This is a genomic window from Micromonospora sp. NPDC002575 (genome assembly GCF_042889525.1).
GTDB lineage: Bacteria > Actinomycetota > Actinomycetes > Mycobacteriales > Micromonosporaceae > Micromonospora > Micromonospora carbonacea.
Window position 1 is genome coordinate 40,952 of sequence record NZ_JBIARA010000026.1, and the last position, 21,958, is coordinate 62,909.

Sequence of the window (21,958 nt, forward strand, 5' to 3'; positions counted from 1 at the left end):
CGTGGGGAGGGCGCGCGAGGTCGACCGCGCGAGGCGGTCGCCAAGCGCCCAGTGTACGCCCCTGCCCGGCCCGCCGGTCAGCGGGCGGCGAGCGCGGCGGCGAGGAACAGCACCAGACCCACCGTCAGGTACGCCGTCGGCGGGCGGAGCCAGCCCCGGCCGCCCTCGGCGAGCGCGAGACCGCCCGTGCGCAGCCCGTAGAGCCCGATGCCGAAGATCGGCAGCCCGCCGACCAGGAAGATGCCCACCACGACGTCGGCCGCCGACAGCGGGTCGCCGAGCACGCCGTGGAGCAGCACCCGCAGGGCCGGGACCTCGAAGGCCGCCACCAGCACCGCGATCAGCACGGCGAGCGCCGGGCGGCGGGTGCGGTAGACGCCGTCGGAGGGCGCCGGCCCCGGACGGCGCAGCCCGTCCGGGGCGTACGCCTGGTCCAGGCCGGGCGGCGGCAGGTCCGGACGGGGCGTCACCGGGGGCATGGGCCCGGTCGGCAGGTCCAGCGGATGCGGCTCGGCGGGGCGACCCGGATCGGCGGCGCGCGCCAGCTCCCCGGTGGCGACGCCCGCGCCCCGGTCGACCGGGCCCCACTCCCCCACGCCCCGGTCCGCCGGCTCGTCCGGGCGGCCGGGCTCGGCGTGGCGGCTCGACTCGCCGGAACGGCCGGGTTCGCCCGGACGACCCGACTCGCCGGGGCGACCGGGCTCGATGATCGGGTATCCGCCGAGCGGCGCGGGGCGTGACGGCTCCGGCCCGCGCCCCGCCGGGTCGACGCCGAGCGGGTCCGCATCGAGCGGGGCGTCCCGGGGACCCGCCTCGCGCGGCGGACCGGACAGCAGGGCGCCCTCCCGCGCCGGACCGGACAGGGCTCGGTCCTCGTGGGGCGGGGCTGACAGGGCTCGGTCCTCGTGCGCCGGGGCGGAGGGCGGCGCGGGGCGCTGCCCGATGGTCAGCGGGAACTCGACCGCCCGCCGGGCGGGCGGCAGCGGGAACGCGACGGAGTGCTGACCGGCCGGCAGCGCCGCGTCGGCGGACGGGGCCGGGTCGGCGGCCCGCGCCGCCCGGCGCGCCTCCCGCTCGGCGGCGAGTTCGTCCAGCGACACCCCGAACGAACCCGTGTCGGCCCGGCGGGACCGCGCGGGACGGTAACTGTCCGTATCGGGGTCGCCGGTCCCGAACGCGTCGTCCGCGCCGTGCCGCCCGGTCTCGCCGTACCGGCCCACCGGTGGGTCGGTCAGCTCGTCGTAACGCCGCTCGCCGGTGTCGCCGCGCTGGTCAGGGACGCGGAACTCGTCCGCTCGATAGCGGTCTTCGCCCGCCGGACGCCAGTCCGACTCGTCGTACCCGCGCTCGCCGGGGTACCAACGCGACTCCTGATCTTCGGGAAAGCTCCGTCGTGCGTTCACGATCGGCACCGTATGTGACAGGCGCACCCCCGCGCCATCCGGACGGACGGCGCGCCGGCGACGAGAACCGCAGGAGTACGCCGAAACGGGCGTCGGCCGGCCGTCCGCACATAGCACAGCAAGGGCATGATCGTCCGTTCGTCCACAACCGCCTCCGTCATCCACAGGCGTACGGCGCAGGCGACGGCGGTTCGGCATGGTGCGGCCCATGACGAAGCGGAACCAGGCCGTCGGCGCGTACGGGGAACGATGCGCCGTCCGGCACCTGATCGGGGCCGGGCTGCGCCCGGTCGCCCGCAACTGGCGCTGCCCCGCCGGCGAGATCGACATCATCGCCTGGGACGGCCCCGTGCTCGCCTTCTGCGAGGTGAAGACCCGGCGCACCACCCACTACGGGACGCCGGCCGAGGCGGTCGTGCCGGCGAAGGCACGGCGGCTGCGGGGGCTGGCGGCGCGCTGGCTCGCCGAGACCGGCACCACGGCCGGCGAGGTGCGCTTCGACGTCCTCTCCGTCGAGCTGCCCGACGCCGGTGCGGCCCGGGTCGAGCACCTCAAGGGCGCGTTCTGATGGGCGGCCGGGCGTGAGCTACGCGAAGGTGCTCTGCGTCGGCCTGGTCGGGGTGACCGGGCACGTGGTGGAGGTGGAGGCCGACCTCGCGCCGGGGCTGCCGGCCGTGGCGATCTCCGGGCTGCCGGACACCGCCCTGCACGAGGCCCGCGACCGGGTCCGCGCCGCGATCGTCAACTCCGGCCAACGCTGGCCCAACCGGCGGATCACCCTCAACCTGTTGCCGGCCACGCTGCCGAAGTTCGGTTCGGCCTTCGACCTGGCCATCGCGGTGGCGTTGCTCGGCGGCTCCGGCGAGCTGCCGCTGCTGCCGCTGGAACGGGTGGTGGTCCTCGGGGAGTTGGGGCTCGACGGCACGGTCCGGCCGGTGCGCGGGGTGCTGCCGATGGTGGCCGCCGCCGCGCGGGCCGGGCTGCACCGGGTGGTCGTCCCGGTGGGCAACGCCGCCGAGGCGGCGGTCATCCCGGGCGTCCGGGTCCGCGCCGTGGACACGCTGCACCGGATGGTCGGTTTCGTCCGGGACGGCACGCCGCTGATCGAGCCGCCCGGCCCCGCCCCGGCGGACGGGCCGGACGGGCCGGACCTGTCGGAGGTGGCCGGGCAGGCGCTGGGCCGGCGGGCCCTGGAGGTGGCCGCGGCCGGCGGGCACCACCTCGCGCTGTTCGGGCCGCCCGGGGCGGGCAAGACCATGCTCGCCGAGCGCCTGCCGTCGATCCTGCCCGAGCTGGACGACGACGCGGCGCTGGAGGTCACCGCGCTGCACTCGATCGCCGGGCTGCTGCCGGCCGGCGGTCGCCTGCTGCGCCGCCCGCCGTTCCAGGCCCCGCATCACACCGCCACGGTGGCCTCGCTGGTCGGCGGCGGGTCCGGGCTGGCCCGCCCCGGCGCCGTGTCGCTCGCCCACCGCGGGGTGCTGTTCCTCGACGAGGCGCCGGAGTTCGGCAAGGGGGCCCTAGAGGCGCTGCGGCAGCCGCTGGAGCACGGCCGGGTGCAGCTCGCCCGCAGCCGGGGCGGCACGGAATACCCGGCCCGGACGCAGCTCGTGCTCGCCGCCAACCCGTGCCCCTGCGCGCGGCCGGCCGGCGACGCGTACTGCGAGTGCGCGCCGCTGGTCCGCCGCCGCTACCTCGGCCGGCTCTCCGGGCCGCTGCTGGACCGCATCGACGTGCAGGTGACCCTTCCGCCGCTGCGGGCGGCGGAGCTGATGGAGGCGGGGGTCACCGGCGAGTCGTCGACGACGGTCGCGGCCCGGGTGGCGGCCGCCCGCCGGGCCGCGGCGGACCGCTGGGCGGGCAGCGGCTGGCGGGTCAACGCGGAGGTGCCCGGCCCCTGGCTACGCCGGCCGCCGTGGCGGCTGCCCGAGCGGGACACCCGGGAGCTGCGCGGGCGGCTCGACTCCGGGTCGCTGTCGGCGCGCGGGTTCGACCGGGTCGTCCGCATGGCGTGGACGATCGCCGACCTCGACGGGCGGGACCGCCCGCACGCCGACGACGTCCGGGAGGCGCTGCAACTGAGGCTGGGGGACGGGGCATGAGCGGCGACGAGGATCGGCAGTCCCGGGTGGCGTTGACCTGGTTGGCCGAGCCCGGCACCCGCTCGGTGCACCGGCTGGTCGACGAGCTCGGCGCGGCCGGCGCGCTGGAGCTGCTGCTGCGCGGCGACGCGCCGGACGACCGGCTGCGCGCCGCCGTGGCCGCCCGCTGCCGGGACGGGGACGCCCGGGCCGTGGCGGCCGACGCCCTGGCCCGCGCGGAACGGCTGGGCGCCCGGCTCGTCACCCCTGCCGACGGGGAGTGGCCCGCCACCGTGGAGCACCTGCGCCGGTTGGCCCTGCCCAGCGCCACCCGCCGGGTGGACGTCGAGACCGCGCCCCCGCTCTGCTTCTGGGTACGCGGCGCGTGGCCGCTCGGCGACGCGCTGGACCGGGCGGTCTCGGTGGTGGGCGCGCGGGCGGCCACCCCGTACGGGGTGCACGTCGCCACCGAGCTGGGCTACGGGCTGGCCGACCGGGACTGGACGGTGGTCTCCGGCGGCGCGTTCGGCATCGACGCGGCGGCGCACCGGGGCGCGCTCAACGCGGGCGGGCTGACGGTGGCGGTGCTCGCCTGCGGGATCGACCGGCCGTACCCGATGGGCAACGCCGCGCTGTTCGACCGCATCGGCGAGACCGGGTTGCTGGTGAGCGAGTGGCTGCCCGGGGCGGAGCCGTTGCGTCCCCGGTTCCTCATCCGCAACCGGGTGATCGCGGCGGCGACCCGGGGCACGGTGCTGGTGGAGGCGTCGGCCCGCAGCGGCGCGACGCAGACCGTCAACCGGGCCCTCGCGGCCGGCCGGCGCGCCATGGTGGTGCCGGGGCCGGTCACCTCCGCCATGTCGGTCGGCACCCACGAGCTGCTGCGCGAGCACCCGTCGGCCCGGCTGGTCACCGGCGTGGCGCACGTGCTGGAGGAGGTCGGCCGCATCGGGGCCGACCTCGCCCCGCCCGCGCGCGCCCCGCAGCGGCCCCGGGACCTGCTCGACGACGAGGCGACGCAGGTGCTGGAGTCGATGCCCCGCCGGGGAGCGGTCGGCGTCGACCGGTTGGCCGCCCGCGCCGGGGTGGACGTCCGGACCGCCCTGCGCAAGCTCTCCCTGCTGGAGGAGCTGGGCCTGGTGCGCCGGCGCGACGACGGGTACGCGCTGGCCACCGGCCCCGCCCCTACTCCGGCGACGTGACGGGTGCGGTGTCCCGACGCCGGTGTCGGGCCGGGCTCGCCGGGCGCTCGTAAGCTGAGCCGGTGCGAGGCGACGGACGGGGGCGGCGGCGGGCCGCGGGCGCGCGGGGCGGCCCCCGGTGAGCCGCGCCGGCCCCGACAGCCGGGCGACCCACGCGGCCCTGCCGGCACCGATGCGGGAGGCGGTCGACGCCTTCGCCGACCACCTGGCCCGGGTGCGCAACCGCTCGGCGCACACGGTCCGCGCGTACGTCGGCGACCTGGTCTTCCTGCTCGACCACGCCGCGCGGATGGGCTGCGCCGAGGTGGCCGACCTCGACCTGGGCGTGGTGCGTAGCTGGCTGGCGAGACAGCGCACGACCGGGGCGGCCCGCACCACGATGGCGCGGCGGGCCGCCGCGGCGCGCGCCTTCAGCGCGTGGGCGCACCGCGCCGGGCTGCTGCCCACCGACGTGGCCGCGCCGCTGGCGAGCCCCCGCGCCCACCGGGAGCTGCCGACCGTGCTCCGCGCCGACCAGGCGGCCACCCTGATGCAGGCCCCGGCCCTCGTGGAGGATGCTCGAAGCGGAGCGCCCCCGGAGGGGCCTCGTCCTTCCAGGATCTGCCCGACCGCGCCCGTCGGCAGCGGGCAGGGGGCGCACGCGGTGCTGCTGCGGGACCGGGTCCTGCTCGAACTGCTCTACGCCACCGGCGTACGGATCAGCGAGGCGTGCGGCCTGGACACCGCCGACGTGGACCACGGCCGCCGCGTGGTGCGGGTGCTCGGCAAGGGCTCCCGGGAGCGGTCCGTGCCGTACGGGGTGCCGGCGCAACGCGCCCTCGACGAGTGGCTGCGGGTCGGGCGGCCCGCCCTGGCGGGCCCCGGTTCCGGGGACGCCCTGCTGCTCGGGGCGCGGGGCGGGCGGCTGCACCCGACGGCGGCGCGGCGGGTCGTCGCCGGGTACGCCGAGGCCGCCGGCCTGCCCCGGACCACCCCGCACGGCCTGCGCCACTCGGCCGCCACCCACCTGCTGGAGGGCGGCGCGGATTTGCGGGCGGTGCAGGAGCTGCTGGGGCACTCGTCGCTGGGCAGCACGCAGATCTACACCCACGTGTCGGTCGAGCGGCTGCGGGCCGCGTACCGGCAGGCCCACCCGCGCGCCTGAGCCGGCCGGTCACGCCCCCCGGCGACGAGGGCCGGCCCCGTCGCGGTCCCGTCCTCGTCGGAGGGCGCGGCCCACCCTGCCGGGCTACGATCATCAGATGAGCGCGCCGCAGCCGCCCGAACCCATCCCCGGCGCCCGGTTGCTCTTCTCGCTCGACCCGGCCGTGAGCCACCTCAACCACGGTTCGTTCGGCGCGGTGCCGGTCAACGTGCAGCGCGTGCAGCAGCGGCTGCGCGACGAGATGGAGGCGAACCCGCTGCGCTTCTTCGGGCTCAGCCTGGTGGACCGGATCGCCCACACCCGCCGGCACCTGGCCGCCTTCCTCGGCGCCGACGCGGAGGGCACCGCCCTGGTCGGCAACGCCACGACCGGCGTCGCCGTGGTGCTCCAGTCGCTGGGCCTGCGCCCCGGCGACGAGGTGCTCACCACCGACCACGGCTACGGCGCGGTCGGCTTCTCCGTCGACCGGGAGTGCCGGCGCACCGGGGCGACCCGGCGGATCCTGCCGGTGCCGTTGGCCGCGACCGACGAGCAGGTCGTCGAGATCATCCGCGCCGGGCTGCGCCCCGGCCGCACCAGGCTGCTCGTCGTCGACCAGGTCACCTCCGCCACCGCCCGCCTGTTCCCGGTCGCGGCGATCGTCGCGGCGGCGCACGCACACGGGGTGCCGGTGCTCGTCGACGCCGCTCACGCGCCGGGCATGCTGGCGACCCCCGTCGCGAGCATCGGCGCGGACTTCTGGGTGGGCAACCTGCACAAGTGGGGGTACGCCCCGCGCGGCACCGCCGCGCTGGTGGTGACGCCGACGTGGCGAAAGCGGATGGAGCCGCTGGTGGTCTCCTGGGAGCAGGATGCCGGCTTCCCCGGCAACGTCGAGTGGCAGGCGACCCTGGACTACACGTCGTGGCTCGCCGCGCCCGCCGGGGTCTGGACCCTGCGCAGCCTCGGCGTCGAACGGGTACGCGCGCACAACGCCGCGCTGGCCGCGTACGGGCAGCGGGTGCTGGGGGACGCGCTGGGGGTGACGCCGGCCGACCTGCCGGAGCCCGGCGGGCCGACGGTGGCCATGCGGCTCGTCCCGCTGCCGGCCGGGCTGGCCACCACGATCGACGCCGCCCGTGCGCTGCGCAACCGGATCGCCGACGAGCTGTCGGCCGAGGTGGCGGTGATGTCCTGGGACGGGCGCGGCTGGCTGCGGCTGTGCGGCCAGGTCTACAACGCGCCGCACGAGTACGAGCGCCTCGCCGCGCGCCTGCCGGCGCTGCTCGCCCAGCGCTGACGACCTGCCCGGGCTGCCCCCTGCCCCGCCGTGCCAGCGACATGGGGGCATCGTGAGGCCGGGATACCGCCATGTCGCCGCCATGACGCCGACAGGCGAGCGCGCCCGGGCAGCCGAGCGCCCCGGGCCGGTGCGACGGTCAGAGCGGCAGCAGCCGGACGGGGCCGAGGCCGAGCAGGGCCGTCGGGTCCAGGTATTCCTCGCCCCGGCGCAGGCCCCAGTGCAGGCAGGCCCGGTCCGGGCAGCCCACGTGCCCGGGGTGCAGCCGGCCCAGCGGCGCCCCCACCGCCACCCGGTCGCCGGCCCGCACGTCGGGTGCCACCGGCTCGTAGGTGGTCCGCAGCCCGGCGCTGTGCCCGACGGTGATCACCGGACGGCCGGCGACCTGCCCGGCGAAGAGCACCACCCCGGGCCCGGCGGCGCGGACCGCGGCCCCGGGCTCGGCGCTCAGGTCGACGCCCCGGTGCCCGGGCAGCCATGGCTGCGGCGGCGGCTCGAAGCGGCGGGTGAGTCGCGGTGCCCCGTCGAGCGGCCACCTGAAGGCAGGGGATCCGGCACCGGAGCCGGAACCGACCGGGCCAGGAACGACCGAGCCGGAAGCGACCAGGCCAGAAGCGGCTGCGCCGGAGCCGGCTGGGCCGGAAGCGGCCGGACCGGAAGCGACCGGACCGGAAGCGGCTGGGCCGGAAGCGGCTGGGCCGGAGGCGGAAGTGCCGGAGGCGGAGGTGGCCGCGAGGAGGAAGCCGCAGAGGACGGCCCCGACCACCGCCGCCGACCGCGACCGGCGCAGGACCGGCGGATCCCCGATCCGGTCCGCGACGCCGCCCCCACCGGGGCCACCCGTACCGGTGTCGCCGGCGTTCCTGACCAGGCCGGGACCGCCCGGCTCGTGCCTCGTCCGCATGCCGGCAGCGTGCCGGACTCCCCGGGGCGCCCGCCACCGCACACCGGCTCGCCTGTGGACAGCCGGCGTCGTTGTGGACAACCCCCGCCGGGCCCGATGATCTGCTATGTCCGGTGGGCGCGGGCCGCCTCCGGGCGGCATCGGTGGGTGCCACCGCCGGCGGGGCGAGGTGGGTGCCGGCGGTGGTGGACTCCGCCGGCGGGCGGGCGGGCGGTGGGGCGTGGCGACGGTGGCGCTTCGAGTGGCTGGCGCAGCCGGGAGGACACGTGCCGGCGAGCCCGGCGTCGGACGGGCGGTGGGACGGGGGGGCGGTGGGGGCTGTCAGCCGCCGAAGCCGGAGTCGGCCGGCAGGGAGATGTCGGGCTTCTCCAGCTCCTCGACGTTGACGTCCTTGAACGTCATCACCCGGACATTCTTGACGAACCGGGCCGGACGGTACATGTCCCACACCCAGGCGTCGTGCATCTCGACCTCGAAGTAGACCTCGCCGTCGGAGTTGCGCACGTGCAGGTCCACCTGGTTGGCCAGGTAGAAGCGGCGCTCCGTCTCCACCACGTACGAGAACTGGCGGACGATGTCGCGGTACTCCCGGTAGAGCTGGAGCTCCATCTCGGTCTCGTACTTCTCGAGATCTTCCGCGCTCATCGCACTCCGCCTTCCATGACCACATCCTCCCCCACCGGCGCGGGAGGTCGGGGCTGCTCGCCCAACGCCACGCCGACGGTACCCTTTGCCGCCTCGAAACGCTCCATCGGCTCGACCGGCCGCGCACCCACCGGTCGGCGCGATCTGGGTGGCCGCCCGTCCAGTCCGGAGACGGCGGCCACATTGACGTACGAGAACCTGTGTTCCGGGCAGGGGCCGCGCTCCCGCAGGGCCGCCGTGTGCTCGGCGGTGACGTAGCCCTTGTGCTCGGCGAAGCCGTAGCCGGGGAACGACCCGTCCAGCTCGACCATGATCCGGTCCCGGGTGACCTTGGCGAGCACGCTGGCCGCCGCGACGCAGGCTGCCACCCGGTCGCCCTTCCACACCGCCAGCCCCGGCACGTCCAGGCCGTCGACGCCGAAGCCGTCGGTCAGCACGTAGTCGGGGCGGGTGGCCAGCGAGGCGAGGGCCCGGCGCATCGCGGCGAGGTTGCACACGTGCAGGCCCCGGGCGTCGACCTCGTCGGCCGGGATCACCACCACCGCGTACGCGAGGGCGCGGGCGACCACCTGGTCGTAGACGCGCTCCCGACTGGCCGGGGTGAGCAGCTTCGAGTCGGCCAGCCCGTCGATCTCGCCGCGCCGCCCCTCGGGCAGCACCGCCGCGGCGGCCACGAGCGGGCCGGCGCAGGCGCCCCGCCCGGCCTCGTCGGCGCCGGCCACGTGCCGGAAGCCCCGGCGTTGCAGGGCGCGCTCCAGCGCGTACAGCCCGGCCTCGCGGCGCACGACGGTGCGCGGTGGGGTCAGCACGGCGTGCCCCCGGCGGTGGACCCGGCGGCCGGGGGGCCGGACACCTCGGGGCGCGCGGCGAGCGCCCGGCGCAGCAGCGCCGGCAGGTCGGCCGGGTAGTAGCGCTCGGCGGAGGTCGCCAGCTCGTCGGGCGGCCACCACCGGTGCCCGGTGATGCTGGCCCGCTCGACGGCGTCGAAGCCCGCCGTGTCGACCTCCCACCCGGGGACCCGGACCAGGAAGAACTGCTGCTCCTGCTCGTAGTGGACGCCGCCGAACGGGAACCGGATCCGCTCCTGCTCCACGGGCTCGCCCAGCTCGGCCGGGGTCAGCCGCAGGCCCGTCTCCTCGGCCAGCTCCCGGGCCGCGCCGGCCGCCGGGGACTCGCCCGGCTCCAGCCCGCCGCCGGGGGTCAGCCAGTATCGGTGCTCGGGCCGCGCCGGGTCGTGCCCGGCGAGGAGCAGCACCCGGCCGGCGGCGTCGACGAGCAGCACGCGCGCCGCGCGTCGGGGGGTGTAGACCGTCACCGTCCCAGCCTGCCAGACGCGGCCCTCGACGCCCATGCCCACCCGGGGCCGTTGGGGTCGCGGGGGCGCGTCAGGGGTTCGGCACGCCGTCGAACGACTTCGGCACGGTGAGCCACGTGGCCCGGTCGACCGGCCAGAAGACGGTGAACGCCCGCCCGACCACCTGGTCTTCGGGGATGGTGGCGCTGTCGATGTTCTGGCCCGACTGCTGCCAGTGCTCCAGCGAGTCGCCGGACGCCGAACGGTGGTCGCCCATCACCCACAGCCGCCCCTGCGGCACGGTGATGTCGAACTCCTGGTCGGCCGCCTTGTCCTGCTGGCCGTTGGCGGAGTAGATGTACGGCTCGTCGATCGGCTTGCCGTTGATCATGATCCGTTCCTGCGGGTCGCAGCAGACGACGTGGTCGCCGCCGACGCCGATGACCCGCTTGATGAAGTCCTCGCCGTCGGGGTTTCCGCTCCACTCGGTGGGCGCCTTGAACACCACGACCTCGCCCCGGTGCGGTGATCGGAAGTCGTAGACCAGCTTGTTGACCAGCACCCGATCGTTGATCTGGAGGGTGTTCTCCATGGACGGCGACGGGATGTAGAAGGTCTGGAGCACGAAGGCCCGCACCAGCACCGCTACCAGGATCGCCACGCCCAGGAGGATGGGCAGCTCCTTCCAGAAGGAGCCGCTCTTCTTGTCGGTCTGCTCGTCAATCACGGGTGGAGCCTACGTCGCCGCGGGCGGACCGGCCGCCCGGAACGCGCGAGAACGGACAGCGCGGCCGGGACCGGGAGGAGCAGCAGCACACCGCCCGTGCCGCTGGGCCGCACCGGGGCCAGGGGCTGCCCGGCCGCCGGGGTGGGCCCGGTGACCGTGGCGAAGGTCTCCGGCACCGGCAGCGACGCCCACCGCGACGACGGCCAGACCACCGCGAACGCCCGGCCGACGACGTTGTCGATCGGCACCGGGCCCTGGCAGCGGGCGTCCTGGGAGACGAGCCGGTGGTCGCCCATGACGAAGATCTGGCCGGGCGGGACGACCACCTCGTCGAAGCGCCGCGACCGGCACTCGCCGGGGTTGGGCGGCAGGTCCAGCGGCGAGTCCCGAATCACGTACGGCTCGTCGAGCGGGATGTCGTTGACGGTGACCCGGCCCTGGGCGTCGCAGCAGCGGACCCGGTCCCCGGGCAGGCCGATCACCCGCTTGATGAAGTCCTTCTCGCCGGGGCGGCTCACCCCGACCAGGTCGCCGACGGTGCGGCCGACCTTGCCGACGATACCGGGCTCGGGCTCCTGGACCTCCTGGGCGACCCACTTGTCGGTGCCCCGGAAGACCACCACCTCGCCGCGTTGCGGGTCGCGGACGTCGTAGACGACCTTGTTGACCAGCACCCGGTCGTTGACGAGCAGCGTGTCCTCCATGGAGCCGGAGGGGATGAAGAACGCCTGGAGCAGGAAGGTGCGGATCAGCACCGCCAGGCAGAAGGCGACGATCAACAGCAGCGGCAGCTCCTGCCACAGCGGCATCTGCCGGCGGGAACGTCGTTCCCGCCGACGCCACGGATCGACCGTGTCGCCCTCGTCAAGCGTGCGCGCCATGCCACTCCCCGGTTCGCAGAAACGCCACTACCGCCCGGGAGCCTCGACGAGGCCCCACGGGCGGTAGTGGGACGATCCGCGACCACGGCTGACGCCGCGACGCATCGATGCCCGCCTGCGCCCGTGCGACCAGCGTAACCGGGGCGGGCCCGTACGACATCCGCGCAGCTCAGGCGGCGTGGCGAGCGGGAAGTCAGCTCGGCTGCTTCTCGCGGCGCTCCTTGATCTTGGCCTTCTTGCCCCGCAGCTCGCGCAGGTAGTAGAGCTTGGCGCGGCGCACGGCGCCACGGGTCACGATCTCGATCCGGTCGATCGCCGGGCTGTTCACCGGGTAGGTGCGCTCGACACCCACGCCGAAGCTCATCTTGCGGACCGAGAAGGTCTCGCGCAGGCCGTCACCCTGGCGGCGGATGACGACGCCCTGGAAGATCTGGACCCGGGACCGGCTGCCCTCGACGACCCGCGCGTGCACCTTGACGGTGTCACCGGCGCGGAACTGGGGGATGTCGACCCGCTTCGACTGGGCGTCAAGGGCGTCCAGGATGTTCATCGCTGCGTCCTCGTGAGGCTCACGGCGCACCGTCAGTCGGTGCGCGGATGGGTGATTCTGATCCCCGGGTGGCGACCGCGGGCGGCCCCGGTCGAGGATCCTCGCAGCCGCCCGCGGCGCGGGCGGTCACGGCAACCTCCCTACTTTGCCACATCTCCCGCCGGCAGCGGAAATCCGGCCCGGTCCAGGGCCGCCCGGTCCCGCTTGTCCAGGCTGGCCGGGTCGAGCGCGGCGAGCAGGTCGGGCCGGCGGGCGGCGGTGCGCGTCAGCGCCTCGTCGCGCCGCCAGCGGGCGATCCGGCCGTGGTCGCCGGAGCGCAGCACCTCCGGCACCTCGTGGCCGCGCCAGGTCGCCGGCTTGGTGTACATCGGCGCCTCCAGCAGCCCGTGGGCGTGCGACTCCTCGTCCAGCGAGCCGGCGTTGCCGAGCACCCCGGGCAGCAGCCGGGTCACGGCCTCCAGGATCACCAGCACGGCCACCTCGCCGCCGAAGAGCACGTAGTCGCCGAGGGAGACCTCGGTCACCCGCATCCGGGTCGCGGCGTGGTCGAGCACCCGCTGGTCGATGCCCTCGTACCGGCCGCAGGCGAAGAGCAGGTGCGACTCGGCGGCCAGCTCGTGCGCCATGGCCTGGGTGAACGGCTGCCCGGCCGGCGACGGCACCAGCAGCCGGGGCAGGGTGACGCCGTCGGGGGCCAGCTCGGCCGGTGCGAGGGCGTCGAGCGCCTCGCCCCACGGCTCGGGCCGCATCACCATGCCGGGCCCGCCCCCGTAGGGCGTGTCGTCGACCGTGCGGTGCACGTCGTGGGTCCAGCTCCGCAGGTCGTGTACGGCCAGCCGCAGCGTGCCGGCGGCCCGGGCCCTGCCGATCAGCGACAGGTCGAGCGGGGCGAGGTACTCGGGGAAGATTGACACGACGTCGACGCGCATGCGCGGGTGCTCCAGGGGCCTAGAGGTCGAGCAGGCCGCCGGGCGGGTCGACGACGACGCGACCGCCGGCGAGGTCGACCTCGGGCACGATCGCCCTGACGAACGGGATCAGCGCGGTGCGCCCCTCGGGGCGGCGCAGCACCAGCAGGTCGGACGCGGGCGCGTGGTCGATCTTGACCACCTCGCCGAGGTGCTCGCCGGCCGGGGTGACGGCCGCCAGCCCGACGAGCTGGTGGTCGTGGAACTCCTCCGGATCCTCCGGCGGGGCGACGTCGGCGCTGTCCACCCCCAGCAGGGTGCCGCGCAGCGCCTCGGCGACGTCGCGCTCTCCGACGCCCTCGAAGGCGACGAGCAGCCGCCCCTGGTGCCAGCGGGCGGACTCCACGGTCAGCTCGGCCGGGACGCGGAAGGGCACGCCCGGGCCGGGGGCGGGGTTGGCCGGCGGCACCGCGCCCGGCTCGGTAGCGAGTACCGAGCCGGGCGCGAAGCGTGCCTCGGGCTCGTCGGTGCGCACCTCGACGGTGACCTCACCGCGGATGCCGTGCGGCTTGCCGATCCGGCCGACGATGAGCCGCATCAGTACGAGTCGACGATGTCGACGCGCACGCCGCGCCCACCGATGGAGCCGATCACCTGGCGCAGCGCCTTGGCGGTCCGGCCGGACCGCCCGATCACCGTGCCGAGGTCCTCCGGGTGCACGCGGACTTCCAGCCGCTTGCCCCGACGGTTGTCGACCAGCCGGACCCGGACGTCGTCCGGGTGGTCGACGATGCCCTTGACCAGGTGCTCAAGCGCCGGACGCAGTGCCATGTCAGGCCTGCTCGCCGGCGGCGGGCTGCTCCTCGGCCTTCGGCGCCTGCTCGGCGGCCGGGGCCTCGGCCTTGGCGGCCTTCTTGGCCGGCTTCGCCGGGGCGTCGGCCAGGCCGGCGGCGGCCTTCGCCTCGGCCTCGTACGCCGCCTTGCGGTCGGCGCGCTCGGCGGCGACCTTCAGCGGCGGCGGGGCCGGCAGGCCCTTGAACTTCTGCCAGTCACCGGTCAGCTCCAGCAGGCGCTGCACCGCGTCGCTCGGCTGCGCGCCGACGGACAGCCAGTACTGGACCCGCTCCGACTTGACCTCGATCACCGAAGGGTCCTCCTTCGGCTGGTACACACCGACGAACTCGATCGCGCGACCGTCACGCTTGGAGCGCGAGTCGGCGACGACGATGCGGTACTGCGGGTTGCGGATCTTGCCCATCCGCAGGAGCCGGATCTTTACGGCCACAGTTGTTTCGCTCCTGTTGCGATCTCACCGGCCCGGTCCGGGCGGTGCACGGGTGAGCGCCGACCGGCACAGTGGGGTTGGGCCGGAGACTGCTCGGTGGACTGGCGACGCGCCCGGGGTAGAGGGCGCCGGACGCGCGCCGGATACCAGCGACCCATTCTGCCAGATCGGGCCGGGATTCCTCACATCGGCCGCCCGCGCCACCGCCCGACGGCACCGGAACGCGCGCTTCGCGCTGTTTGCGGTGGTTCGCGTCAGCGGGCGGGCGGGCGGTCCCAGCCGGGCGGCAGCTCTGCCGGCACGTCCCACCCGGGCGGCGGGACGAAGTCGCACCAGGTACCGTCGAACGGGAACTCGCCGGCCTCGGCGCGGGCGATCACCCGCTTGCCCTCGGCCCGGACCGCCGCCTCGTCGGCCACCCAGTAGTCGGCGGGGAAGGCCAGGCGCTCGGCGAACTCCTCCTCGTCCTTCCACTCCCAGGTGCGGTCGGGCCGGATCACCACGTCGAGGTCCTGGTCGACCATGTCCACCCCGGCCACGTCGCCGTCGTCCCAGCGCACGCCGGGCTCCTCCAGGTTGACGTACCAGTGGCTGAACCGGCCGGCGGCGTCGGAGAACCACCAGACGGAGTGCGCCTCGCCCACGGGCAGGAACTTCAGCAGCGCCGGCCCGCTCCACCGCCCGAGGGCCAGCCGGTAGGACGAGGTGATCCACTCGGCGAACGGCACCCCCCGCAGGCCGAGCCCGGCCGCGGTCACCTCGGTGGCCACCGGCGAGTCGCGGGCGACGTAGACCAGCAGGCCGCGCTCGTCGTCACTGACCACCCGCCCCGTTCGGGCCCAGCCGATCCGGCCGCGCCGGACGTTGCGGTGCACGATCAGCCGGCCGGGCTCGAACCTCATGGCACCGACCCTATCGGGCGGGCGGTCCCGGCCCGCTGCGGCACCGGCCGGCGGCGGGCGGGCCGGTACGGCGGCGGGCGGCGGGCCGGTACGGCGGCGAGCCCATGTTCCGACACCCGATCGGCCGTTGCGGGCTGTCGATCCCCGTCACTGAATCGCTACGGTGTGATGGGCGCGCGTCGTCGAGGGAAGGACGAGCCTGTGTCGGAGGACGTGCGGGTCCCGCAGCCGGGCCGGCGCGGGGGCGGGGCCGTCCGCCCCGCGTCCGCCGGGGCGGACGACTGAGGGGCGGCACATGGGAGCTCCACTGGTCACCGACGGCTTCGACGACCTCGGGCGGGTCCTGCGCTCCACCGTGCTCGAGGTGCTCCCCGGCGCGGGCCCCGGCGGCACCGCCTTCTTCGTCGCCCCCGGGTTCGCGCTGACCTGCGCGCACGTGGTGGGCGGCCGGGAGGGCGAGGTGCTGCCGGTGCGCTGGGACGGCCGGGCGCTGACCGCGCGGGTGGTGCACGCCGCCCCGTCCTCGCCCGGCGGCCGGCCGGGCTGGTCCCCGCCCGACCTCGCCGTGCTGCGGGTGACCGACGCGCCCGCCGGGCACCCGTGCGTCTGGCTCGGCGAGCAGCCGCCGCCGGAGGGCACGCCGCTGCACACCGTGGGCTTCGCCGGGGAGCACGCCACGGCCGAGTCCACCCCGGCCTGGCCCAGGTCGGCGGGCCCGCAGGGCGTCCGGGGCGGCACCGCGCTGCGGCTGCGCGGCGACGAGCTCGCCAAGGGCAGCCCCGGCAGCCCGGTGCTGGACCTCACCACCGGCGAGGTGTGCGCGATGGTGCAGACCACCCACCGCCCGGGCGAGGCGGACGGCGGGCTGGCCATCCCCCTGGCCGAGCTGCGCGGGCTGCCCATCGCCCTGCTGCGCGAGCTGTGGCGCGGACACGACCGGCACCACGGGGCCGACGGCAGCTGGGCGTACGCCATCGACCGGCTGCGGGACCGACGGACCGAGACGGTCCGGCCCGAGGTCGCGGAGTTGCTGGACCCGGCGGCCAGGCTGCCGGTGCTGCGCGCCACCGAGGAGGCGAGGCTGCGGGGGCTGCTGGCCCGGCTGCCGGTGGCCGAGGACGCGTACCAACTCTACGAGCGGGCGTGCGGCGGGCCCGCCGCGCCGATGCCGGCGCAGCCGCTGCTGGACCGGCGCGACGTCATCGCCGCCCTCGACGACGTGGCGCGGGCCCGGCGCGGGGAGCTCCACCCGCTGCTGGTCCTCGCCACCGAGCTGATGCCCCGCTACCCGGCGGCCGAGCGGGCCGTGCTGCGGGCCTGGATCGACGACCTGGCCGTCCGCCTCGGCCAGCGGGGGCAGCTCGCGGGGCACACCACCGCGTGGACGCCGACGCCCGCCGAGCTGCCGTCCGTGCTCCTGGAGGTCACCCCGGCCGGCCACGATCAGCAGCGGTACCTGCTGTCGATGTCGGTGTACCGCAGCCGGGACGACGTCCGCTGCCTCGCCCAGCAGGACGAGCCGATCCCCCTGCCGGAGCTGGAGGCGGCGCTGCGGCGGCTGCTGCGCCTCGGTCTGGGTCACCTCGGCTGGGGCCGCCGGGTGATGGTCGAGCTGACCCTCCCGCCGGAGCTGCTGGACCTGCCGGTCGACGAATGGGTCCTCGACCACGACCCCGTCCCGCTCGGGTTGGTCCGGCCCGTGCTGGTGCGTCTCGCCGACGACGAGGACTCGGGGTCCCGGCCGGAGGCCGAGGAGCGCTGGGACGCGCTGTCGGCGGACGCCGACGGCATGTCGTTCGCCGCCGTCGGCTGCGGGGTCGACGTCGGGCCGACCTGGTTCTACGCCCACCTCACCCGCACCAACCCGGCGGGCGTGCTGCTGCCCGGCCCGACCACGGACCGGGCCCGGCGCACCCTGCTGGAGGTCGCGTTGCGGGCCGGGCCGCCGGTGGCGCTATGGAGCCGGGTCGGCTGCGAGCGGCACGACGGCACGGGCGGCACGGGCGGCTGCCGGGGCGAGGCGTTCCTCGCGGACCTGGCGCCCCGGTTGCGGCACCGGCCGATCGGGGCGCTGCCCCTGGACGTCCGGCAGTTGCGCGCCGCGGCGGTGGAGGCACGCGACGAGAACCACTGCGGGCACCGGCTGGTCCTGCTCTGGGACAACCCGTTTCGGCGTTTCCGGGGCTCCTCGACGCTCGACGCGCAGTGGTGAGACCGGCGCGGGCCGGCCGACAGGAGGGAAGAGACGTGCAGGACTGGTGGATCTACCGGGGCACGGGTCGGCCCCACTCCGGGATACTCCGGCTCCCGCCTCCCCCGCCCTGGCGGGTGTTCGACGGCACCCCCCTGGTGCCGCCGCCGTCGAGCCTGGACGGCGACGCCGGGCGACGGCTCGGTGAGCTGCACCGGGCGGTGAGCTACCAGCCCCGCCCGGACGAGCTGGAGCTGATCAACGCCGCGCTCTACCTGCGCCGGCCGCTGTTGATCACCGGCAAGCCCGGGGTGGGCAAGTCGACCCTCGCGTACGCGGTGGCCCACGAGCTGGCCCTCGGCCCGGTGCTGCGGTGGCCGATCACCAGCCGGTCCACCCTGGCCGAGGGGCTCTACAGCTACGACGCGATCGGCCGGCTCCAGGAGGCCAGCCTGCACCACCAGCTCGGCACGACGGGCGACCTGCAGATCGGCCGCTACCTGCGGCTGGGTCCGCTGGGCACGGCCCTGCTGCCGTACGAGCACCCGAGGGTGCTGCTGATCGACGAGATCGACAAGAGCGACGTCGACCTGCCGAACGACCTGCTCAACATCTTCGAGGAGGGCGAGTACCCGATCCCGGAGCTGCAACGGATCGCCGCCAGCCAGCCGCGGGTGGAGCTGCCGATCGAGGGCAGCGACGACCTGGTCGGGGTGCACCGGGGCGTGGTGCGGTGCAACGCCTTCCCGCTGGTGCTGATGACCAGCAACGGCGAGCGGGAGTTCTCCCCCGCCTTCCACCGGCGGTGCCTGCGGCTCGATCTGGGCCAGCCGGACGCCGAGCAGCTCGGCGCCATCGTGGCCGCGCACTTCGGCACCGAGCCGACAGCCGGGACGGCCGAGCTGGTGGAGCTCTTCCTGGCCCGGCGCGAACGCGGCACCCTCGCGACGGACCAGCTCCTCAACGCCATCTACCTCACCGTCCAGGCGCCCGACGGCGGGCGGCCCGACCGGGAGCGGCTGGCCGACCTGGTGCTGCGGCAGCTCGACGCGGGGCCTGATTCCTGATGCGCACCGCCCGGCTGGTGGAGGCGCTTCGCGGCGGTGGCCTCGACGCGCTGCCGAGGGAGATCGCGGAGGCGCTGTGGCTGGCCCGGTTCCTGCCCGGCGGCGGCGCGTCGCCGTCGCGGGGGGAGCCGCCAACGCCTGGGTCGCCGGGGTCCGCCGCGGCCGGCGAAGCCGACCCGCCGGAGGCGGCCGACCCCGGGGCGGGGCCGGGACGGGGCTCTCGGGTCCGCCCGGCCGAGGGCGGGGCCGAGCCGCCGGAGCCCGGGGCGGCCGATTCGCGGCCCTGGGTCGGGCTGCACCTGCCGGGCCTGGCGACCCCCGGCGCGGGCGAGGGCGACACGGGCGGCGGCAGTGGCGCGGGGCTGCCGGTGCGCGCCCCCGAGCCGCCCGCCCTGGGTGCCCGCGCGCTGACCCGCAGCCTGCGTCCGCTGCGGCGACGGGTGCCGGACCCAGGCACCGTGGTCGTCGACGAGGAGGCGACCGCGACGCGGATCGTCGAGGAGGGCCTGTGGCTGCCCGTCCTGCGGCAGGTGCGGCGGCCCTGGTTCGACCTGACCCTGGCCGTGGACGCCGGGGCGTCGATGGCCGTGTGGCACCCGCTGGTCGACGACCTGGCGACGGCGCTCACCCGGCTGCGGGCGTTCCGGCGCGTGGAACGGGTGCGGCTGCCGTCCGGGCCGGCTGAGCGGTTCGAGGCGGGGACGGCCGGCGGCCCGGCCGTCACCGGGCACTCGACGCGGGAGCTGCTCGACCCGAGGGGACGCCGGCTGATCCTCGTCGTCAGCGACTGCGCCGGGCCGCAGTGGCACGACGGGTCGATGTTCCGCACCGTGCAGGACTGGGCCCGGCGGGAGACGGTGGCCATCCTGCAACCGCTGCCGCAACGGATGTGGCGGCGCAGCGGTCTGGTGCCGGTGCGGGGCCGGCTGACGGCGACGGACCGCGGCGTCGGGAACCGGCAGCTCCGGTTCACGCCCCGGCAGTGGCGCCCCGGCCGCGACCTGACCGGGATCGTGCCGGTGCCGGTGTTGCAGATCCAGCCGGACTGGCTGGCCGGGTGGGCCCGGCTGATTGGGACCGGGGCCGGTTCGATCGACGCCGTGATCACCCTGCCGCCGCAGCCCGGGCCGCCGGCCGCCACCGAGCCGGCACCGGGGGGCGGGCCGGAGGCCGCCGCCCACCGGTTGCGCCGGTTCCGGGCCACCGCCAGCCCGGAGGCGCTGCGGCTCGCCACGCAGCTCGCCGAGCTGCCGGTCACCCTGCCGGTCATGCGCCTGGTGCAGCAGGCGTCGGCGACGCCGACCCACCCGGCGCACCTGGCGGAGGTGCTGCTCGGCGGGCTGCTCGTCCGCCAGCCCGGCCCCCCTGGCGACCTGCGCTTCGACTTCCACGCCGGCGTCCGGCCGATGCTTCGGGAACTGCTGCTGCACACCGACCTGGTGCGGCTGCGGCACGAGATCGCCCGGTTCCTGGCCGGGCAGATGGGCATCAGCATGCGGGAGTTCGCCGCGGCGCTGAGCGGGCCGTCGGGGACGGCCGGCCACGCGGCCCTCGGCGCTCCCATCGGTCGCCTCCCGGCCACGGTGCTGACCCGGCTGGGCGGCCGGCACCGGGAGCTGATCGCGTTCGTCGAGGACGGGACCCAGGAGCCGCGGTCCCGGGTCAACGGCAAGCCCTCGACCATCCAGCTCCCGCCCGGCAGCTCCGAGCCGGACCCGCCCGTGCAGGAGCGGGACCTCGCCGGCCTGGACGCGGCCATCGGGTCGCTGCGCCGGGCGACGGCCGGGGACCCGGCCCACGTGGACCTGCCGGAGCTGGCCCGCGCGTTGCGTGCCCGGTTCCGGCTGACCGGCGCTTCCGCCGACCTGCTGGAGGCGGCGTCCATCCTGGAGCAGGTGGTGCGCGGCGGCCGGGGCGCGGGCGACCCGGAGCCGGTGCTCGACCTCGCCGAGGTCCGGTTGGCGCTGTTCGCCGAGCGCGGCACGGCGGGCGACCTGACCGAGGCGGTCGGCCTGTTCCGCGGCGTCGTCGCCGGCGGCGGGCCCGGATCCGCGGCCTCGCGGGCCGCCGTCGGGTTGGCCCGCGCCCTGGTCGTGCGGGCCGACCGGCTCGGCGCGGTGGCCGACCTCGACGAGGCGGTGCAGCTCTATCTGGCGGCGGCCGGCACGGCCACCGGCGAGGATCGGGACGACCTGCGGCTGCGGGCGGTCGACGCGTTGCTGCGCCGCTTCGTGCTGACCGGCGACCGGGCCGCGCTGCACCGGGCGGACGCGGTGGCCGGCGCCGCCGCGGACACCCCGGCGCGGCTCAGCCGGCAGGTACGCCTGGCCGAGCTGCTGCGCCGGGCCGCGGACGGCGAGCCGGGCCTCCTGCGCCGCGCGGCGCAGCTCTACGCGAAGGCCGCCGGCCGCGACCGCGACGCCCGGGTGCTGCGGGGCCTCGCCGAGACCCACCGCGAGCTGTTCGCCGCGACCGGCGACCCGGCCGAGCTGGACGCGGCGCTGGCGGCGGCGCGGTCCGCCGTGGCGGCCAGCGGCGGGGACGACCTGGCGCACGCCGAATGCCTGGCCACCCTCGCCCGGGTGCTGCGACCGCGCGCCGCCCTGGACCGCCGCGCCGACGACCTGGACGAGCTGGTCGACGCCGCCCGCCGGCTGCTCGACGCGGTGCCCGGCGCCCATCCGGACCGGCACCACCACCTCGCCACGCTGGGCGACGCCCTCCGCCTCAGATACGGCGTGGAGGGCGACGCCGGCGACATCCAGGAGGCGTGTGCCCGGTTCGAGGAGGCGGTGCGGCTCTCGCCGCCGAACGGCCCGCGGCTCGCGGAGCTGCTCACCGACCTGAGCGACGCGCTGCGGGCCCGGGCCGGGCGCTTCGGCTCCCGCGCCGACCTGGACGCCGCGCGCCTTGCCCTGGTTCGCGCGGTCGAGGCGACGCCCACCGCCGATCCCCGCTCGGCCGACCGGGTCCGGCTGCTGGCCGAGGTGCTGGTCGCGCTGCACGAACGCGCGGCGGCGGTCTCGTGCTACCGGCGGGCGGTCGAGCTGTACGGCCGCCGGCACGGCCCGGACGGCGACCGGACGGTGGAGGCGCGGGCCGCGTTCGGTGTGGCGCTGATCGACGCAGGGCGGTTCGCCGAGGCGCGGGACGAGCTGCGGGCGGTGGTCGACGTCCTGACCCAGCGGCTCGGGCCGGAGCATCGGCGTACGCTCGCCGCCCGGCACGCGGCGGCGCGGGCGCTGGCCGGGCTCGGTGACCTCGACGGCGCCCGCCGCGAGCTGCGGGAGGTGCTCGCCGGGCAGGTTCGCCAGGGGGGCGGGGACGACCCGGACGCGGTGGCGACCCGCGAGTCGCTGGACCGGCTGGCCGGGGAGGGCTGACACCGGGCCGGCCCGGGGCGGGTGGGGCCGGGCGCCCGGCCCGCTCGGGCCCTTCGGCGGGCGCACAGGAGATATCCTCGGCTTCTGGCATCGAAGTTCATATCTTGGTCGC

General features: G+C 76.6%; 20 protein-coding genes and 1 pseudogene. 8 read left to right on the forward strand and 13 right to left on the reverse strand.

From position 1 onward, the window contains the following. Positions 1-77: 77 nt before the first annotated feature. Positions 78-1,403 (reverse strand): hypothetical protein, encoded by a 1,326-nt coding sequence (locus tag ACFYWL_RS28040; RefSeq protein WP_386978685.1) that lies wholly within the window; start codon positions 1,401-1,403, stop codon positions 78-80. A gap of 208 nt (positions 1,404-1,611) precedes the next feature. On the opposite strand from ACFYWL_RS28040, the gene ACFYWL_RS28045 reads away from it, so the two are divergent. From ACFYWL_RS28045 to ACFYWL_RS28065, 5 genes are all read left to right on the forward strand, one after another. Next, entirely contained in the window at positions 1,612-1,971 is a 360-nt protein-coding gene (locus ACFYWL_RS28045) for a YraN family protein (protein ID WP_043962354.1), read from the forward strand. Positions 1,972-1,984: 13 nt separating this feature from the next. Beyond that, positions 1,985-3,505 carry a YifB family Mg chelatase-like AAA ATPase gene (locus ACFYWL_RS28050; protein WP_386978689.1) on the forward strand — a complete coding sequence of 507 codons (1,521 nt, stop codon included), beginning with the start codon at positions 1,985-1,987 and terminating at the stop codon, positions 3,503-3,505. Beyond that, positions 3,502-4,686 carry a DNA-processing protein DprA gene (locus ACFYWL_RS28055; RefSeq protein WP_386978692.1) on the forward strand — a complete coding sequence of 395 codons (1,185 nt, stop codon included), beginning with the start codon at positions 3,502-3,504 and terminating at the stop codon, positions 4,684-4,686. Before ACFYWL_RS28050 ends, ACFYWL_RS28055 begins: the two co-directional genes overlap by 4 nt. 172 nt (positions 4,687-4,858) lie before the next feature. Continuing rightward, positions 4,859-5,830, forward strand: coding sequence for a tyrosine recombinase XerC (locus ACFYWL_RS28060; RefSeq protein WP_386978779.1), 972 nt, complete (start codon positions 4,859-4,861; stop codon positions 5,828-5,830). Between the two features lie 97 nt (positions 5,831-5,927). Next, positions 5,928-7,109 (forward strand): aminotransferase class V-fold PLP-dependent enzyme, encoded by a 1,182-nt coding sequence (locus ACFYWL_RS28065; protein ID WP_386978695.1) that lies wholly within the window; start codon positions 5,928-5,930, stop codon positions 7,107-7,109. 139 nt (positions 7,110-7,248) lie between these two features. Here the strand turns inward: ACFYWL_RS28065 and ACFYWL_RS28070 are convergent, their stop codons facing one another. From ACFYWL_RS28070 to ACFYWL_RS28125, 12 genes and pseudogenes are all read right to left on the reverse strand, one after another. Then, positions 7,249-7,716, reverse strand: a complete 468-nt coding sequence (locus ACFYWL_RS28070) for a murein hydrolase activator EnvC family protein (RefSeq protein ID WP_386978782.1) — start codon at positions 7,714-7,716, stop codon at positions 7,249-7,251. Positions 7,717-8,334: 618 nt separating this feature from the next. Continuing rightward, complete coding sequence (locus ACFYWL_RS28075) at positions 8,335-8,658, reverse strand: DUF2469 domain-containing protein (protein ID WP_007075222.1); 324 nt, start codon at positions 8,656-8,658, stop codon at positions 8,335-8,337. Then, the gene (locus ACFYWL_RS28080) at positions 8,655-9,467 is read right to left on the reverse strand and encodes a ribonuclease HII (protein WP_386978700.1); all 813 of its coding nucleotides are present in this window, start codon (positions 9,465-9,467) and stop codon (positions 8,655-8,657) included. Before ACFYWL_RS28080 ends, ACFYWL_RS28075 begins: the two co-directional genes overlap by 4 nt. Next, positions 9,461-9,973, reverse strand: coding sequence for an NUDIX hydrolase (locus ACFYWL_RS28085; RefSeq protein ID WP_386978703.1), 513 nt, complete (start codon positions 9,971-9,973; stop codon positions 9,461-9,463). Before ACFYWL_RS28085 ends, ACFYWL_RS28080 begins: the two co-directional genes overlap by 7 nt. A 70-nt stretch (positions 9,974-10,043) precedes the next feature. Then, positions 10,044-10,679: a signal peptidase I gene (lepB, locus tag ACFYWL_RS28090; protein ID WP_386978706.1), complete on the reverse strand. Its 636-nt coding sequence runs from the start codon at positions 10,677-10,679 to the stop codon at positions 10,044-10,046. 9 nt (positions 10,680-10,688) lie between these two features. Next, positions 10,689-11,560: pseudogene (lepB, locus tag ACFYWL_RS28095) on the reverse strand (signal peptidase I). Positions 11,561-11,753: 193 nt separating this feature from the next. After that, on the reverse strand, positions 11,754-12,110 hold the full coding sequence (gene rplS, locus ACFYWL_RS28100; RefSeq protein WP_043962345.1) for a 50S ribosomal protein L19: 357 nt from the start codon (positions 12,108-12,110) through the stop codon (positions 11,754-11,756). 140 nt (positions 12,111-12,250) lie between these two features. After that, complete coding sequence (gene trmD / locus ACFYWL_RS28105; RefSeq protein WP_386978709.1) at positions 12,251-13,039, reverse strand: tRNA (guanosine(37)-N1)-methyltransferase TrmD; 789 nt, start codon at positions 13,037-13,039, stop codon at positions 12,251-12,253. 19 nt (positions 13,040-13,058) lie between these two features. Further along, positions 13,059-13,616, reverse strand: a complete 558-nt coding sequence (rimM, locus tag ACFYWL_RS28110) for a ribosome maturation factor RimM (protein WP_386978712.1) — start codon at positions 13,614-13,616, stop codon at positions 13,059-13,061. Further along, positions 13,616-13,849, reverse strand: a complete 234-nt coding sequence (locus tag ACFYWL_RS28115) for an RNA-binding protein (protein ID WP_036374728.1) — start codon at positions 13,847-13,849, stop codon at positions 13,616-13,618. The genes rimM and ACFYWL_RS28115 overlap by 1 nt, the downstream gene beginning before the upstream one ends. A 1-nt stretch (position 13,850) precedes the next feature. Continuing rightward, positions 13,851-14,303 (reverse strand): 30S ribosomal protein S16, encoded by a 453-nt coding sequence (rpsP, locus tag ACFYWL_RS28120; protein WP_386978716.1) that lies wholly within the window; start codon positions 14,301-14,303, stop codon positions 13,851-13,853. A gap of 254 nt (positions 14,304-14,557) precedes the next feature. Next, complete coding sequence (locus ACFYWL_RS28125; protein WP_386978720.1) at positions 14,558-15,205, reverse strand: DUF402 domain-containing protein; 648 nt, start codon at positions 15,203-15,205, stop codon at positions 14,558-14,560. A gap of 295 nt (positions 15,206-15,500) precedes the next feature. On the opposite strand from ACFYWL_RS28125, the gene ACFYWL_RS28130 reads away from it, so the two are divergent. The 3 genes from ACFYWL_RS28130 to ACFYWL_RS28140 are packed head-to-tail and all read left to right on the forward strand — an operon-like array spanning position 15,501 to position 21,846. Continuing rightward, positions 15,501-17,417, forward strand: coding sequence for a trypsin-like peptidase domain-containing protein (locus tag ACFYWL_RS28130; protein WP_386978723.1), 1,917 nt, complete (start codon positions 15,501-15,503; stop codon positions 17,415-17,417). A 35-nt stretch (positions 17,418-17,452) separates the two neighbouring features. Next, positions 17,453-18,463 carry an AAA family ATPase gene (locus ACFYWL_RS28135; protein WP_386978726.1) on the forward strand — a complete coding sequence of 337 codons (1,011 nt, stop codon included), beginning with the start codon at positions 17,453-17,455 and terminating at the stop codon, positions 18,461-18,463. Next, complete coding sequence (locus ACFYWL_RS28140; protein ID WP_386978729.1) at positions 18,463-21,846, forward strand: SAV_2336 N-terminal domain-related protein; 3,384 nt, start codon at positions 18,463-18,465, stop codon at positions 21,844-21,846. Before ACFYWL_RS28135 ends, ACFYWL_RS28140 begins: the two co-directional genes overlap by 1 nt. Positions 21,847-21,958 lie beyond the last annotated feature (112 nt).